Source organism: Pseudomonas sp. 21615526 (assembly GCF_013386245.1).
In the GTDB taxonomy this organism is placed as follows: domain Bacteria; phylum Pseudomonadota; class Gammaproteobacteria; order Pseudomonadales; family Pseudomonadaceae; genus Aquipseudomonas.
In genome coordinates this window covers 1-15674 of the sequence record NZ_JACAOM010000040.1, presented here as the reverse complement: position 1 = coordinate 15674, position 15674 = coordinate 1, and the positions used below count along the sequence as shown (strand labels likewise).

At 61.6% G+C, this 15674-nt stretch carries 13 protein-coding genes; 6 read left to right on the top strand and 7 right to left on the bottom strand.

All coding sequences use genetic code 11. The features are described from left to right. The first annotated feature begins 61 nt into the window (after positions 1-61). The gene (locus tag HX786_RS13885; protein WP_102605928.1) at positions 62-958 is read left to right on the top strand and encodes a LysR substrate-binding domain-containing protein; all 897 of its coding nucleotides are present in this window, start codon (positions 62-64) and stop codon (positions 956-958) included. Positions 959-1064: 106 nt separating this feature from the next. Further along, complete coding sequence (locus HX786_RS13880; RefSeq protein WP_178912223.1) at positions 1065-2315, top strand: aspartate aminotransferase family protein; 1251 nt, start codon at positions 1065-1067, stop codon at positions 2313-2315. A gap of 44 nt (positions 2316-2359) precedes the next feature. On the opposite strand, the gene HX786_RS13875 is transcribed toward HX786_RS13880, so the two are convergent. Further along, positions 2360-2644 carry a CCDC90 family protein gene (locus HX786_RS13875; protein WP_250884721.1) on the bottom strand — a complete coding sequence of 95 codons (285 nt, stop codon included), beginning with the start codon at positions 2642-2644 and terminating at the stop codon, positions 2360-2362. A 100-nt stretch (positions 2645-2744) separates the two neighbouring features. Beyond that, positions 2745-3014, bottom strand: a complete 270-nt coding sequence (locus tag HX786_RS13870; protein ID WP_102368168.1) for a hypothetical protein — start codon at positions 3012-3014, stop codon at positions 2745-2747. A gap of 294 nt (positions 3015-3308) precedes the next feature. Between HX786_RS13870 and HX786_RS13865 the strand changes: the two genes are divergently transcribed. From HX786_RS13865 to HX786_RS13850, 4 genes are all read left to right on the top strand, one after another. Beyond that, on the top strand, positions 3309-4646 hold the full coding sequence (locus tag HX786_RS13865; RefSeq protein ID WP_102605931.1) for a carbohydrate porin: 1338 nt from the start codon (positions 3309-3311) through the stop codon (positions 4644-4646). A gap of 113 nt (positions 4647-4759) precedes the next feature. Then, positions 4760-7177 (top strand): glucose/quinate/shikimate family membrane-bound PQQ-dependent dehydrogenase, encoded by a 2418-nt coding sequence (locus HX786_RS13860; protein ID WP_008438499.1) that lies wholly within the window; start codon positions 4760-4762, stop codon positions 7175-7177. 244 nt (positions 7178-7421) lie between these two features. Then, on the top strand, positions 7422-8279 hold the full coding sequence (locus HX786_RS13855; protein WP_177081136.1) for a 2OG-Fe(II) oxygenase: 858 nt from the start codon (positions 7422-7424) through the stop codon (positions 8277-8279). 34 nt (positions 8280-8313) lie between these two features. Next, the gene (locus tag HX786_RS13850; RefSeq protein WP_177040125.1) at positions 8314-9738 is read left to right on the top strand and encodes a pyridoxal-dependent decarboxylase; all 1425 of its coding nucleotides are present in this window, start codon (positions 8314-8316) and stop codon (positions 9736-9738) included. Between the two features lie 30 nt (positions 9739-9768). Here HX786_RS13850 and HX786_RS13845 read toward each other — a convergent pair whose 3' ends face one another. From HX786_RS13845 to HX786_RS13825, 5 genes are all read right to left on the bottom strand, one after another. After that, on the bottom strand, positions 9769-12105 hold the full coding sequence (locus HX786_RS13845) for a bifunctional diguanylate cyclase/phosphodiesterase (protein ID WP_008438502.1): 2337 nt from the start codon (positions 12103-12105) through the stop codon (positions 9769-9771). A gap of 201 nt (positions 12106-12306) precedes the next feature. Next, positions 12307-13482 (bottom strand): PotD/PotF family extracellular solute-binding protein, encoded by a 1176-nt coding sequence (locus HX786_RS13840; protein WP_102368164.1) that lies wholly within the window; start codon positions 13480-13482, stop codon positions 12307-12309. Beyond that, complete coding sequence (locus tag HX786_RS13835) at positions 13479-14453, bottom strand: GTP-binding protein (protein WP_102605932.1); 975 nt, start codon at positions 14451-14453, stop codon at positions 13479-13481. Before HX786_RS13835 ends, HX786_RS13840 begins: the two co-directional genes overlap by 4 nt. A gap of 85 nt (positions 14454-14538) precedes the next feature. Beyond that, positions 14539-14832, bottom strand: a complete 294-nt coding sequence (locus HX786_RS13830) for a hypothetical protein (RefSeq protein WP_087695160.1) — start codon at positions 14830-14832, stop codon at positions 14539-14541. Between the two features lie 13 nt (positions 14833-14845). Then, entirely contained in the window at positions 14846-15595 is a 750-nt protein-coding gene (locus HX786_RS13825; RefSeq protein ID WP_177020385.1) for an SDR family NAD(P)-dependent oxidoreductase, read from the bottom strand. Between the last annotated feature and the right edge of the window lie 79 nt (positions 15596-15674).

Below are 15674 nucleotides of genomic sequence, written 5' to 3'. Positions count from 1 at the left end.
TACACCTTGGCCACAAACGACGTTTAGGCAAAGGCTCCTTCCGATTTGGAATGAACTTCTCATGATCTCGAAACGCTTGACCCCTTCGATGACCGCCCTGCAGTGCTTCGAAGCCGCCGCCCGCCACCTGAGTTTCACCCGCGCTGCCGAAGAACTGCACCTGACCCAGAGCGCGGTGAGCAAGCAGGTGGCACAGCTCGAAGAGATGCTCTGCCACCCGCTGTTCCAGCGAGTGCGCCAGCGCTTGTACCTGTCGCCGGCGGGCTCGCTGTACCTGGAGGAAGTACGCAAGATCCTCAACCAGGTGGATATTTCCAGCCGCTACATCCTCACCTACGGTGGCGAGACCGAAGTGCTGCGCATCGCCACCCAGCCGACCTTCGGTGACCGCTGGCTGGTGCCCAAGCTCAAGGATTTTGCCGCGCGCCATCCCAATATCCACCTGGACGTGCGCAACGAACTGGAGCCGTTCGACGTGTTGCAGGCCAAGGCGGATATCGCGTTTTTCTTCGGCCAGGGAGCGTGGCCGGGGGCAACTTGCATCGAGTTGTTTCGCGAAGCCGTGGTGCCGGTCTGTGCCCCCGGGTTTGTTGCCGCTGGCAGCGACGCCTCGTCCCGCCACACCTTGCTGCAATGCACCTCGCGCCCGGAAGCCTGGCACGAGTGGTTTCTGGAACAGGGCCTGCACTCGCAAAACAGCTACCACGGGCCGCGTTTCGACACGTTCTACATGTGCATCCGCGCCGCGCAATCGGGGTACGGCGTGGCGTTGGTGCCACAGTATCTGGTGGCCGAGGAATTGGCGAACGCCAGCCTGATGATCCCCTGGGATTACAGAATGCCGAGTGCCGGCGCGCACTTTATCGCCCATGCCGAACATGCCGGGGAGATCCCGAAAGTGAAGGCGTTCCTGAACTGGATGGTGGATGTGGCGAAGGAGCTTGCTCCCTCGCCATAGCACATCCCGACTTTTAATAATGACCCGGCGACTTTATTTCGTTTGCGGGGCAAGGCGGCTCACGGCTTAGATAAAAGGACGCATCCTATTCTTGAGTCCCGGATCCATGAGCCGCGAAACCATCAGCCAGTCGATTTCCATCGTCCACCCCATCAGCCTCAGCCATGGCCGGAACGCCGAAGTCTGGGACACCACCGGCAAGCGCTTCATCGATTTCGTCGGCGGCATCGGCGTGCTCAACCTGGGCCACTGCCACCCGCGTGTGGTGGAGGCGATCCGCGACCAGGCCACCAGGCTCACCCACTACGCCTTCAATGCTGCGCCTCACGCGCCCTACATCGAACTGATGGACCGTCTTACCGCATTCATCCCGGTGGATTACCCGGTCAGTGGCATGCTCACCAACAGTGGCGCGGAAGCGGCGGAAAACGCCCTGAAAATTGTCCGCGGCGCCACTGGCCGCACCGCCGTCATCGCCTTTGACGGTGCGTTTCATGGGCGCACGCTGGCGACGCTCAATCTCAACGGCAAGGTCGCGCCATACAAGCAAAAAGTCGGCGTATTGCCGGGGCCGGTGTTCCACCTGCCCTACCCCAGCCGCGACAACGGTGTGACCTGCGGCGAAGCACTCAAGGCGATGGACCGCCTGTTCAGCGTGGAAATCGACGTCGACGACGTGGCCTGTTTCATCATCGAACCCGTGCAGGGCGAAGGTGGTTTCCTGGCGCTGGACGTGGAATTTGCCCAGGCCCTGCGACGCTTCTGCGATGAGAAAAACATCCTGTTGATTGCCGATGAAATCCAGTCCGGCTTCGGCCGCACCGGCCAGCGCTTCGCCTTCTCACGCCTGGGCATCGAACCGGACCTGATCCTGCTGGGCAAAAGCATCGCCGGCGGTGTGCCGTTGGGTGCGGTGGTGGGTCGCAAGACATTGCTCGACAACCTGCCCAAAGGCGGCCTCGGCGGCACCTACTCCGGTAACCCGATTGCCTGCGCGGCGGCCTTGGCCACCCTGGATGAAATGACGGACGAGCACCTGCAAGGTTGGGGCGCGCAGCAGGAAGAAGCGATCGTCAGTCGCTATGAATCATGGTGTTCGAAAAGGCTCTCCCCCTACCTCGGCCGCTTGACCGGCGTGGGCGCCATGCGTGGCATCGAACTGGCCAACGCCGACGGCAGCCCGGCGCCACAACAACTGACCCAGCTGCTGGCACTGGCCCGCGAGGCGGGTTTGTTGCTGATGCCCAGCGGCAAATCGCGGCATATCATCCGCCTGCTGGCGCCGTTGACGATTGAAGCGGCGGTGCTGGAGGAAGGGCTGGATATTCTTGAAGAGTGTTTGGCGAAGTTGGCTTAAAAACCAGAAAGCCCGGCGGGAAGCCGGGCTTCGAACGGAAAACGTCAGTGGACGAGTCGGGCGACGCCAAAGGCGATGGCAGACAGAACGCCCGCAGTTCCAACAAACCATTTCAGGATACGGGTTTCCATTGATTGCATGTCTGTCCTGAAATTGGCGATCTCAAGACGCAGCCCTGATGTGTCTTCACGAAACTCGGCCCTTGTGGCGATCAGGTCAGCCTTGGTCACCATCTGTTCTTTTATGCCATCGAGCTTCGTCTCTACTCGCGAAAGCCGATCGCGTATATCAGGAAGTGCTTTTTCAATCGTATCAATACGCTTTTCCAAGTCGTTTCCTCCTCCGCTGCCTCCACCACTTTTGCGGGTACTCTCGAGTGAAGAGGCTTGACGATACTCGTGTCGAAGATAACTCACATTATTCTTGAGGTCATTCGCCATTTGGGATGCCTTTTTCCTTGGCCAACGCGTTTAAATCATCAGCGACGCTGTCCATGTAATCGATAAACTCATTCAGTTTTAACCAAGCCTCATCTGCCGCCTCTTTCACTTCGGCATTTTCACTGTGTTTCAGAGCACCGGACAAACTGATGATCCCGGAGCCCAGTCTGGACATTGCACTGTGATACTGACCGAGAATAATGACTAGTTCCCCGGCTGTTACGGCCTTTGCCTCACCCACGTTATCGTCGCCTTCCATGTCGACCCCCCATCTGTTTTGGTGACGCAGATAACCACGCCCTCAAACACAAACCAACGCACAGATTGCTACCAAATCCGACGATCCAGCGCACTATTACCAAATCCGAAAGAATCCATCTTCCGTTTAGCCCTTTCTCTCCCCGCGCCAGGGCTTTATCCTTGTCAGCAACAAACTGAAACGTTTCATCATTCCACCAAACCATCGACCGCCCGTGTTCAACGCCCTTGTGCGAACGCGCCAGGCCGCTGTTTGCGTTTCAAAACCATAAAATATTAAGACCCCATTTTGCCTATGCCTGCTTTCCCAAACCTGCGCCTGTGCGCTGCGCTGTTACCGTTCGGCCTGATCAACTGTGCCCAGGCCGCACCTGCCTTTGACGCTGAATCACCGTGGATGCTGGGTGATTTCGGCGGCACTCGGACAGCGCTGTCTCAACAAGGCTACGACTTCAAATTCGACTACACCGGCGAAATGGGCAGCAACCTGCACGGCGGCTCGGATCACGACCGCACTGCGCGCTACAGCGACCAATTCGGCCTGGGCACGCACCTGGATCTGCAGAAGATCCTCGGCTGGCACGACGCCGAGTTCCAGTTGACGGTAACCGAGCGCAGCGGCAACAACATCACCAATGACCGGGTCAACGATCCGCGTGTGGGCGGTTTTACCTCGTCCCAGGAAGTCTGGGGCCGTGGCCAGACCTGGCGCCTGACGCAGATGTGGTACCAGCAGAAATTCTTCGACCAAAAGCTCGACATCAAGGCCGGGCGCTTTGGCGAAGGTGAAGACTTCAACAGCTTCCCCTGCGACTTCCAGAACCTCGCATTCTGCGGCTCGCAGGTCGGTAACTGGGTTGGCAGCATCTGGTACAACTGGCCGGTGAGCCAGTGGGCGTTGCGGGTCAAATATCACCTGACGCCCGAGTTGTACGCCCAGGTCGGCGCCTACGAACAGAACCCGTCCAACCTCGATCGCGGCAACGGCTTCAAGCTCAGCGGCAGCGGCACCCAAGGCGCCCTGCTCCCGGTTGAGCTGGTGTGGACGCCTACGCTGAACGGCCTGCCCGGCGAATACCGCGCCGGCTACTACTACAGCAGCGCCAAGGCCAGCGATGTGTATAAAGACCGCAACGACCAGCCGGCAGCCCTCAGCGGCGAGGCCTATCGCAGCGCCTCCAGCAAGCACGGGGTGTGGCTGGGGGTGCAGCAGCAAGTCACCAGCCTGGCCAGCGACCATTCGCGGGGCTTGAACGTGTTCGCCAACGGCACGATGCACGACAAGAAAACCAACGCTGTGGATAACTACGTGCAAGCCGGCGTGGTCTACAAGGGCCTGTTCGACGCCCGCGCCAAGGACGATATCGGTTTCGCCGTGGCCCGGGTGCACGTCAACCCGGCCTACCGCAAGAATGCCGAGGCAAGCAACCAGGCCCACGCGGTATACGACTTCGATGACCCGTCCTACCTGCCGATTCAACACACGGAATACAGCGCTGAGCTCTATTACGGCATCCATGTCACCCAGTGGCTGACGGTGCGCCCGAACCTGCAATACATCCGTCACCCCGGAGCCGTGGCCCAGGTGGATGACGCACTCATCGGCGGGATCAAGCTGCAAAGCTCATTCTGACGTTGTAAGTAAATTCTGAAGAAAACGAATTAGCCCTGAACCAAGCCTGCGCCGGAACGTCATCTACAGTGAACTGTGCGCAATCAATTCAAAACGTAACGGAGAACCACACTATGAGCACTGATGGTGCTTCAAGTCCAAGTCGCCTGCTGCCCAGGCTGCTGGGGATCTTGCTGCTGATAATGGGCCTGGCCTTGTTGGCCGGGGGGATCAAGCTGAGCATGCTCGGCGGGTCGCTGTATTACCTGCTGGCCGGTCTCGGCATCACCGTCACAGGCCTGTTGCTGCTGGCTACACGCCGTGCGGCGCTGGGCTTGTACGCACTGGTGCTGTTTGCCAGCACCGTATGGGCGCTGTGGGAAGTCGGCCTGGACTGGTGGCAACTGGTACCGCGCCTGGCCCTGCTGTTTGCCCTCGGCATCGTCATGCTGCTCCCGTGGTTCCGCCGTCCGTTGCTGCGTGGCCAAGCCTCGCCGCTGGGCACTGGCGCGCTGAGCGTCGCGGTCGTACTGGCCGGCGCCGCTGCATTGGCCAGCCAATTCACCGACCCGGGCGCCATGGTCAAGAAAGGCCAGCTGGACCGCGATGCGGTACCGGGCATGGCCAGCACTGCGCCAGCCCAGGCTGATGGTGACTGGAACTCCTATGGCCGTTCGGCCTTCGGTGATCGTTACTCGCCACTCGCACAGATCACTCCGGAAAACGCCCACAAGCTGGTTCCAGCCTGGACCTTCCGTACTGGCGACATCCCTGGCCCAGGCGATCCCGGTGAAACCACCGCGGAAAACACCCCGCTGAAAGTCAACGGCATGCTCTACGTGTGCACGCCTCACAGCCAGGTGATTGCCCTGGACCCGGACACCGGCAAGGAAATCTGGCGTTTCGACCCGAAGATCAGCAGCGAAGGTGCTGCCAACTTCAAGGGTTGGGCGCACATGACCTGCCGTGGCGTGTCGTATCACGATGATGCCGTGTATGCCTCGGAACAGAGCCCGACTGGCAGCGCCAGCCCGGCCGCCGCGCCGAATGCCTGCCCGAAACGCATCTTCGTCCCTACCGCCGACACCCGTCTGATCGCCCTGAACGCCGACACCGGCAAGATGTGCGAAGACTTCGGTGACAAAGGCCAGATCGACTTGCGTGCCAACATCGGCACCTTCGCCCCGGGCGGTTACTACTCCACCTCGCCACCGGCCGTCACCAAGAACCTGGTGGTAATCGGCGGTCACGTGACCGACAACGTCTCCACCGACGAGCCTAGCGGCGTGATCCGTGCGTTCGACGTGCACACCGGCAAGCTGGTGTGGAACTGGGACAGCGGCAACCCGGACGACACCACCCCGTTGGCCGAGGGCAAGACTTACACCCGCAACTCGCCAAACATGTGGTCGATGTTCGCGGTGGACGAAAAACTCGGCATGCTCTACCTGCCGATGGGTAACCAGATGCCCGACCAGTACGGCGGCGACCGGACTCCGGACTCCGAGAAGTACAGCGCCGGCCTGACTGCCCTGGACATCGACAGCGGCCACGTGAAGTGGACCTTCCAGTTCACTCACCATGACCTGTGGGACATGGACGTGGGCGGCCAGCCTTCGCTGATCGACATCAAGACCGCTGACGGCGTGAAGCAAGCGGTGATGGCGTCGACCAAGCAAGGCAGCATCTACGTGATCGACCGCTCGAACGGTCAGCCTGTAGTGCCGATCAATGAAATCCCTGTACCGCAAGGCGCAGTGGCCGGCGATCACACCGCACCGACCCAACCGAAGTCCGACCTGAACTTCATGCCACCGCCCCTCAAGGAGCGTGACATGTGGGGCGTGACGCCGTTCGACCAGATGCTGTGCCGGATTGACTTCAAATCCATGCGCTACGACGGTCCGTTCACCCCGCCATCGCTGCAGGGCTCGATCGTTTACCCAGGTAACTTCGGCGTGTTCGACTGGGGTGGCATTTCCGTCGACCCGGTTCGCCAGATCGCGTTCGTGAACCCAAGCTACATGGCGTTCAAATCGAAACTGATCCCGGCTGCCGATATTGCCAAGCAAGGCCCACGGGTCAGCGAAACCGAAGGCGTGCAGCCAAACAAAGGCGCGCCATACGGCGTGATCCTCGAAGCCATGCTGTCGCCACTGGGCCTGCCGTGCCAGGCGCCGGCGTGGGGTTATGTGGCCGCGGTCGACCTGACCAACCACCAGACCATCTGGATGCACAAGAACGGCACCGTGCGTGACAGCTCGCCGGTTCCGATTCCACTGACCATGGGCGTGCCAAGCCTGGGCGGGACTTTCACCACCGCCGGTGGCGTGTCCTTCCTCAGCGGTACCCTTGACCAGTACCTGCGTGCCTATGACGTGAAAAACGGCAAGCAGTTGTGGGAAGGCCGCCTGCCAGCAGGCGCGCAAACCACACCAATGACCTACACCGGCAAGGACGGCAAGCAGTACGTGCTGGTCATGGCCGGCGGTCATGGTTCCCTGGGCACCAAGCAGGGTGACTATGTGATGGCGTTCAAACTGCCGGATTAAGCAAAACCGGCAGTAAGAAAAAGGCGGCTACCTAAGTGGGTAGCCGCCTTTTTTTATGCGTGAAATAAAGCGATCCGATAGCGCCGATGTATTTAAAAGTTTACTCGGAAAAGTCCTATACCTCCCCAAAAGTCTTTCCCTCAACTTTGGCCCTGCGCCATCCGACGCTCACTGTCGCCAGTAAATCCCCAGCCAAACAAACGTTATCTATATGACGTGCTGTAACTAACATGGAGTTTTCATCATGACGGACCTCAACAGCGTTGAATCAATACCTGCAGTCCCGCATAGCCAGGCGCCCGGGATCCTGGCACTTGAGCAACTCGACACACTCAGCCTGGAAAAACTTATTCGCGGAGAAATACTTGCCATCCGGGTACCTGACTACGCGAATGAACAAACCAGCGAAGTACTAAATAAACATATCAACGAAACGGCGACGCTCCAGGAATATAACCACGAGACCTATGAGCACGGAAAAGTTGTCCAGCATTTCTATGGTGTCCATCGCTGGGGAACACCGTTCAACTCCACCTACGGCAAGGCCGCAGACAGCTATTCGCAACAGAAATACTACGCAGACGCCAACCACATGCGCTGCGTGATCGATGACCTCTGTGCCCCGCGCAAACCACCCATCCATCTACTGATGGAGCATATCCGGCAGGTGTGGCCAGAAGGCGCGACAACCGCGGCGTTCCAGGGCCAGCCGATGTTCTGCGGCATTATCCGCGCCATGTTCCCGGAGACAGCCCACCTCTCCGAAACAGTCCCCCATGTCGATTGCCTGCCCTTGTCGATTGCCGAACTGGAACATCAATTCAGCGCGAATATTTACCTCGAAGTACCCCCTTCCGGAGGTGAACTGGTCATTTGGGATACCGAGGCGTTTACCTACGACGAGGTCATCCGTTTCGAAGGGGCGGAACTGCCCGAAGATCGTTTGCAAAAACCGCTGCGCATCCAGCCGCAGAAAAACGAACTGGTGATTATCAATACTCGCCGTCCCCATGCCATTTGCGGTTTCGATTCAGGCAAGCGCATCAGCATCCAGTCGTTTATCGGCTATACCACTGGCCAGCCGTTTTACTTCTGGTGCTAACGCCTTTATTTCTCTTCCTGACGGACACCCTGATATGACACCTGAAGAATTCCGCCGACATGGCCACGCCATGATCGACCTGATTGCAGACTATCGACAAAACATCGAGCAACGCGGTGTGCAACCCACCACGGCCCCGGGAGAAATCAGGTCCGCATTGCCGGCCAGCCCGCCTGAGACAGCCGAACCGTTCGAACAGATCATGGGCGACGTCGAAACACTGATCATGCCCGGTCTGTTGCATTGGCAGCATCCAAGTTTCTTCGGGTTCTTCCCGTCGAATGTGGAACTGTCCTCCGTCCTCGGCGATTGCTTGAGTACCGGCCTGGGCGTGGTGGGATTGTCGTGGCAATCGAGCCCGGCCCTGACCGAAATCGAGGAAGTCACCACCGATTGGCTGCGCGACATGATCGGCCTGAGCGCCAACTGGAGCGGAGTGATCCAGGACTCGGCCTCGACCTCCACCCTGGTGGCGCTGATCAGCGCCCGCGAACGCAGCTCCTACTACGCGCTGATGCACGATGGCCTGCAAAACAGCGGCGCCCCCTTGATCGTCTACACCTCGGCCCACGCCCATAGTTCAGTGAACAAGGCCGCGATCCTGGCGGGGTTCGGCCAGAACAATATCCGTACCGTGGCAACCGACGAACACAATGCAATGTCACCGCATGCATTGGAGCGGGCAATCGAACAAGACCTGGCTGCCGGGAACAGACCCTGTGTGGTGATTGCGACCACCGGCACAACGGCAGCCATGGCCATCGACCCCCTGGAAGCCATCGGCGCCCTGACGCAACGCCACGGCCTGTGGTTGCATGTCGACTCAGCCATGGCCGGGGCCGCGATGATCCTCCCGGAATGCCGCGCGCTGTGGCACGGCATCGAGAACGCCGACTCGCTGGTCCTCAACCCTCACAAATGGCTGGGGGCGGCGTTTGATTGCTCGGTGTACTTTGTACGCGACCCCGAGCACTTGATTCGCATCATGACCACCAACCCCAGCTATCTACAGTCCAAGGCTGACGGCCAGGTCAGGAACTACCGCGACTGGCGGATCTCCCTGGGCAGCCGGTTCCGCGCGCTGAAGCTGTGGTTCCTGATCCGCGAGCAAGGCGTCAGCGGCCTGCAGGCCCGGCTGCGGCGTGACCTGGCGAATGCCCGCTGGCTGGCAGAACAGATTGAAGGCAGCAAACACTGGAAACTGGTAGCCGCCGTCACCCTGCAAACCTTGTGCATTCGCCACGAGCCACCAGGCCTTGATGGTGAGGCGCTGGATAACTACACCCGGGCCTGGGCGGAAAAGCTCAACCATTCAGGCAGCGCCTACGTCACTCCCGCCGTGCTCGACGAGCGCTGGATGGTACGCGTGTCCATTGGCGCGCTGGGGACGGAGCGCCACCACGTCGAAGGCTTGTGGGAACGGTTGCAAAGCCTGGTCGATGCAACGGTGGAACACTGAAAGACCGGCGTCGGTGCAGCCACCGACGCCCTAGACCGGCACGCGCTCGCGGCGCATCCACATCTCAAACGCCATGGCATTCAACGGCCGGCTGATCAAATAGCCCTGGGCCGTGTCGCACTTCCAGAGCTTGAGCAGCTTGAGGCTGGGCTCGAACTCCACCCCTTCGGCCACCACCTTGAGCCCCAGGTTGTGGCTCATTTCGATGGTCGAGCGCACGATCACGCCGTCGCCGGAAGTGCTGTCGAGGTTGCGCACAAACGACTGGTCGATCTTCAATTCCTGCACCGGCAGGCGTTGCAGTTGCGCCAGGGATGAATAGCCGGTGCCGAAGTCATCCACCGACAGGCTGATGCCACAAGCGCGCAGTTGCTCCAGCACGCTGAGGGCCTGGGCCGGGTTGTGCATGATCGCGCTTTCGGTGATTTCGAAAATCAGTTGCCGGGCCGATACCCGGTAGTGCGCCAGCAACTCGGTCACCCGCGGGGCCAGGCCGTCATCGGCGAGGTCATCCACCGAGATGTTCACCGACAACTGCACCTCCAACCCGCGCACCGCCCACTCGGCCAGTTGGCGAATGGCTTCTTCGATCACCCACTGGGTCAGGCTGCCCATGCTGCCGGTGCGCTCGGCCAGGGGAATGAACTCGGCCGGCGACACCAGGCCCAGGGTCGGGTGCTGCCAGCGCAACAGCGCTTCGGCCTGGCGCACATGGCCATGGTGCAGGTCGAGCTTGGGCTGGTAACACAGGTACAACTCGCCCTCCGTCGGCGCCCGGCGCAGGTCACGAATCAGGCTGATCTGGCGTTGATGGGCGAGGTCGCGGTCCTGCTGGTAGATCTGTAAGTAACCCGGGAACGCTGCCGCATCGTGGCGGGCAATCGCGGCGCGGCTGATCAGCTCTTCAACCTGCTGGCCGTCGGCCGGGTAGGCGGCGATGCCGATGCTCACTTCGTGGCGCAATTCATCGCCACCAATGCGCTGGGGTTCGGTGAGCAGCCCATACAAGCGGTCAGCCAGGGCCACCGCGCGGTCGATCGCAGTGTTTTCCAGCAGCAGCAAAAACTCGCTGCCGGTGATGCGCGCGGCGGTGTCGCTGGCCGACAGGCTCGACAGCAGGCAGCGGCTGGCTTCGCGGAGCATTTCTTCCACGCCTTCCGGGCCGTAGCCTTCGTTGATCACCCGGTAGTTTTCAATCCCCAGGTACAGCAACACCACCGGCCGGCCAGCGCTGATGGCGCTGCCCAGGCGCTCCATGGCCAGCGCGCGGTTAGGCAGGCCGGTGAGCGGGTCGTGCAGGGCGTTGTGGGCCAGTTGTCGCTCGCGTACCGCGATCCCGGTTTGCATGGCGTTGAAGGCCTGGGCCAGCAGGCCGAACTCATCGTGGCTGCGCACCTGTACCGGTGTGCGGTAGTCACCGGCCCCGATGCGTTCGGCCGCCTGCACCAACGCATTGAGTGGGCGTGAAACCCGCCGCGCCAGAAACAACGCACCCGCGAGCGACACCAGCAGCACCACCAGGGCGATCGCGAGAAATTGCCGGTCCAGCGGCGCGAAGGATTCAAGGGCGTGGTCCAGCGGGCTTTGCAGCAGCACCCGGACCTCGCCACCGTCTGCCGTGTTGCCCAACGGCAGCACCTGGCTGAGATAGCGCTGGCCGTGGAACAGGTTCAATTGCGCCACCGGAGTGATGTACGCGCCCTGCAGGTCGCTGGCAATCGACGCCTGTAGCGCCTCGGGCTGAGTACTGAACAATTCGCCGGGCTGACCATGCTGCGCGCTGATGAACGACACTTCCAGGTTGCTCATGGAGCGCAATTCACTGGCAAAGATTTCGTCCATCGGAAAGCCCATGGCGACACGGGCGATCGGCGCGGGGTCGACGACTTCCTGTTGCACCAGCAGGAAAGGCCGGCCATCCAGGGCCACGATCAACATTTGCAGGCCGCTGCGCCGGGCCTGGCGCAAGGCATCGTTATAGGGAAAGGCCTGGCCGGACGTCAGCGCCGGTAACGTGCTGACCATCACGCGGCCGTCGAGCCCCAGCACAAATACCTCGCTGGAACTCAGGCCGGTGCCATGCCGGCGCAGGGTCGCGAGAATCGCGTCGGGTTCGCCATCGGCGACAGCCTGGCGAAACGGCAGGTCCGCCGTCAGCCAGTTCAAGCCGTATTGCAGGCGCCGGCCACGCAGGTCGAGCAGGCGTTCGAACACCTGGCTGCCGGTTTCCAGCTGCACCTGGGCCTGGTTTTCCACGGCGCGATTGGTGGCGGTCTTCACCGCGAAATACACCGCCGCCACGACCACCAGCAACAGCAGCGCCAGCACCCCGGCAATCCGGGTTTGAAACGTATGGCGCCACCTCATTCTGTTGCCCTCTGGCAGCGCCTGCCCCCTCCAGCCGAAACGTCCCTTCGTCATACGCGTCCCTCGCGACAGCTGAACCGGCGTCAAATAAATATCCTTTTTACAGGGATATTTGAATTATCCAGATTAGCTGCGCAAGAGAAGAAGTGCACCCAATAAATACGGGAGTTTATATGTCATTAATTTGGCGACAGGGTGCCGTTACGACGTTCGCGCCCGCATGAAGTCCCCCCAACGCCGCACGAGATAGTTGTGCTCATCCATCACCGAGTTCCACACCGCGATATGCCCCATGCGCTGTTCATAGGAACCGCCGTCGCGCACGTCACCCACATCGATCAGCGGTAAGCCATCGCTGCCCAACAGCTCTTCCCGAGCGGGCAGCCCGGCGTACCAGTAGTCCCATTCGGCACTGCTCAGGTGATCACGGCTGCGAGCCGGGTTGCCGATGTAATAACCCTGGCGCGCCATCACCGCACCCGGCCAGCCGGACAGCCACCAGTTGAGGTAGGCATAGGCCGCATCCAGCACCGGGCCCTTGGCATGGCGCGACAGCGACAACCCGCCGAACCAGGCGCGATAGCCTTCACGGGGCACCGCCAGGCGGTATTTGACCCCGGCCCGATGCAGGCGCATCAGGGTCGGTGACCACAGGCTCTGGATATCGATGCTCGGGCTGAGCATCAGTTGCGCGGCTTCCTCGTCATCGGACCAGAACGCCGCGAAGTGGCCTTCCTTCTGTTTACGCACCAGGATATCGGCCAGTACATCGATCTCTTCGATGCTCATGTTGCCGATGTCCTTGAAGCTCGCGAGGCCCGCGCCTTGCACGGCCAGCGCCGCGTCCAGGGCGCCGATGGCGGCGTCGCTCTGCAACGCAGTGCGTGCGCCCCAGGCCGGGTCCAGCAACCAGCCCCAACTCTCGTTGCCGCGGTTGAACCCTTCGGGCAAGCGCTCGGGGCGGTAGGCGAAACTGTCGGCGTTGTGGGTCAGGGGCAGCATGCTGATGCGTTCGGTGACGGTGCTGCCGAGGCTGCCGTCGTGCTGCACGAAGAGGCGCTCGCTGGGCACACTGCCGCTGCCCAGACGGTCGTTGGCGGACAAGCGTCCGCGCTTGGGCAGGTCGTTGATCTCGTGCCACAGCGCAATGCGCCGGGTGTCGATCGGCTGGATCGCCCGCGCCGGCCACACGAAGTCGACGTTGTGAAACCACTGGTCGTAGAGGTCGTAGCTGTCAGGCTGCATCACCGCAATGCGCTGGGCCTGCTCGACATCATGCACCTGGTACACCAGGCGAATGCCCAGCTCTTTTTCCGCTCGCACACGCAAGGTTTCGAGCAAGGTCACCGAGGTGCCGAGGACGCGAAGCGTGATCATGCGGCGAACCTTCTGGAGAACACTTCAAAGGAGCGCCGCAGCAGAGTCGGGTCGAGCCCGCGCAGGATAAACACCAGGCGCGATTGCCGATCGGTCCCCGGCCAGGCAGGCAGGTGAACCGGGGCATGCAGGCAATGCTGCACGCCATGAATGACGATGGGAGCGTTACTGGCGTTCACGTTGAGCAGTCCTTTGACGCGAAGAATACGTTCGCCGTGGCATCTTAACAGCATCGATAACCAGACCCCGAAACCGACCCAATCCAGTGGCTGATCGAAGGTCAGGCAACAGACTTGCGCAGCGCCGTGGTTGGCGGCGGTGGTTTGATGGAGTTTCCAGCGGCGGACTTCTGCAGCGGGCTCGGCACTGCGCAGGCCTTCGCCAAGCAGCAGTTGTTCACCGCTGTCGATATCGCAGGTATTGAGGATCGGCGTGCCGGCGTTCAGTGCCTGCAAGTGCAAGCGCAACGGGCCACAGTCTTCGACGAGGTCGGTCTTGCTCAACAGCAGGCGATCGGCAGCGGCCACTTGCGCCAGCCATTCCGGGTGCAGGCGCTCTTGCAGGGCGGCGTGGCTGGCGTCCACCAGCGTCACCACCAGGCCGATATGAAAGCGCCCGCGCAGTTGCACGTCGTTGTTCAACGTGGCGAGGATTGGCGCCGGGTCGGCCAGGCCGGTGGTTTCCAGGATCACCCGCTTGAAGGGCGGAATCTCGCCCCGCTCACGACGCTGCAACAGGCCGAGCAAGGCGTCTTTCAACTCGCCGCGAATCGAACAGCACACGCAGCCGCTGGGCAGCAGTACGGTGTCGGGCGCGACTTCCTCCACCAGCAGGTGGTCGATGCCGACGTCGCCGAACTCATTGATCAGCAACGCTGTGTCGCCGAGGCTTTCACCTTGCAGCAGGCGCTTGAGCAAGGTGGTCTTGCCGCTGCCGAGGAAGCCGGTGATGACGTTTAGCGCGATGCTCATAGTTCTACCTCAATGATGCCCCTGCAGGAGTCCGGCTTGCCGGCGATGGCGATATCAAGGACGCCATCGCCGGCAAGCCGGGCTCCTACAGTTCCAGATGATCGAGCAGGCGCGGGTCCAACGGGTCCAGCGGTCGACCGAGCATGGTCTCTGCCGCCCGCCACAATTGATCCAGGCCGCTGGCCAGTTCCTGTTTGCCGGTGGCGCCCAGCAGCAGATAGGACGCGCCCTGGAAGTCTTCGACCTTGAGCCGGAACACCGCCAGCACCTGGTTGATCGCCGCGATGCGGCGCAGACGTTCGCGTCGGCGCGGCAATTCATCGCCCAAAGGGTCGCTCCAGTGCAGGTCTTCGCCCAGCAGGCCGCAAAGTCCGCACATGCTTAGTACCCGCTCATGGCATGACGTCGCCGGAGTTCGGGCCAAGGGTCTGGCCGACGAACAGATTGCCGCCCGGCTCGCTGGCCAGCAGCACGGCAGTCGGCGCGACTTCGTCCGCCAGGCCGAAACGACCCAGGGGCAACTCGGCGGCCTTGGCGCGTTTCCAGGTGTCGCTGATGCCGCCTACCAATGGCGTTTCGATGGGCCCGGGTGCGATGGCGTTGACCAGTACGTTGTCCTTGGCCACTTCCAGGGCCAGGGATTTAGTGAAGCCGATCACGCCGGCCTTGGCCGCCGCATAGTGCGTCAACTCGGCGCCGCCCTTGATCCCCAGTTGCGAGGCGACGTTGATGATCCGGCCCCAGCGCTGGGCGATCATGTGAGGCAAGGCGCGCTGGCTGGCGACGAACACGCTGGTGAGGTCGACGCGCAGCATGTCGTTCCACATGTCCAGGGTCAGGTCGACGCAACGGGCCTGGGTCAGCATGCCGGCGTTGTTGACCAGGATGTCGATGCCGCCGTAGTGGGTGACGCAGGCATCGACGCTGGCCCGGGCGCCGTCGACGGTGCCGACATCGGCCACGCACTCGAGGACTTCGGCGCCGAGGTTGCGGCAGGTGATGGCGGTTTCGGCGAGGGTGGCGGCATCGCGGTCGGCCAGCAACAGGCGCGCGCCTTCGACGGCGTAGGCACGGGCGATGGCGGCGCCGATGCCGCTGCCGGCACCGGTGATCACGGCACGGCGGTTAGCGAGTTGGGGCATGGTGAACTCCTGAAATAATCAAACGGCGAACGCGGTCAAAAATGTGGGAGCGGGCTTGCTCGCGAAAGCGGAGTGCCAG

What these genes read in the sequence shown, in the direction of transcription:
- HX786_RS13885 (WP_102605928.1), top strand. Translation starts at nt 62, where the DNA reads ATGATCTCGAAACGCTTGACCCCTTCGATGACCGCCCTGCAGTGCTTC.
- HX786_RS13870 (WP_102368168.1), bottom strand. Translation starts at nt 3,014, where the DNA reads ATGGAAGGCGACGATAACGTGGGTGAGGCAAAGGCCGTAACAGCCGGG.
- HX786_RS13855 (WP_177081136.1), top strand. Translation starts at nt 7,422, where the DNA reads ATGACGGACCTCAACAGCGTTGAATCAATACCTGCAGTCCCGCATAGC.
- HX786_RS13835 (WP_102605932.1), bottom strand. Translation starts at nt 14,453, where the DNA reads ATGAGCATCGCGCTAAACGTCATCACCGGCTTCCTCGGCAGCGGCAAG.
- HX786_RS13860 (WP_008438499.1), top strand. Translation starts at nt 4,760, where the DNA reads ATGAGCACTGATGGTGCTTCAAGTCCAAGTCGCCTGCTGCCCAGGCTG.
- HX786_RS13840 (WP_102368164.1), bottom strand. Translation starts at nt 13,482, where the DNA reads ATGATCACGCTTCGCGTCCTCGGCACCTCGGTGACCTTGCTCGAAACC.
- HX786_RS13830 (WP_087695160.1), bottom strand. Translation starts at nt 14,832, where the DNA reads ATGTGCGGACTTTGCGGCCTGCTGGGCGAAGACCTGCACTGGAGCGAC.
- HX786_RS13825 (WP_177020385.1), bottom strand. Translation starts at nt 15,595, where the DNA reads ATGCCCCAACTCGCTAACCGCCGTGCCGTGATCACCGGTGCCGGCAGC.
- HX786_RS13850 (WP_177040125.1), top strand. Translation starts at nt 8,314, where the DNA reads ATGACACCTGAAGAATTCCGCCGACATGGCCACGCCATGATCGACCTG.
- HX786_RS13865 (WP_102605931.1), top strand. Translation starts at nt 3,309, where the DNA reads ATGCCTGCTTTCCCAAACCTGCGCCTGTGCGCTGCGCTGTTACCGTTC.
- HX786_RS13880 (WP_178912223.1), top strand. Translation starts at nt 1,065, where the DNA reads ATGAGCCGCGAAACCATCAGCCAGTCGATTTCCATCGTCCACCCCATC.
- HX786_RS13845 (WP_008438502.1), bottom strand. Translation starts at nt 12,105, where the DNA reads ATGAGGTGGCGCCATACGTTTCAAACCCGGATTGCCGGGGTGCTGGCG.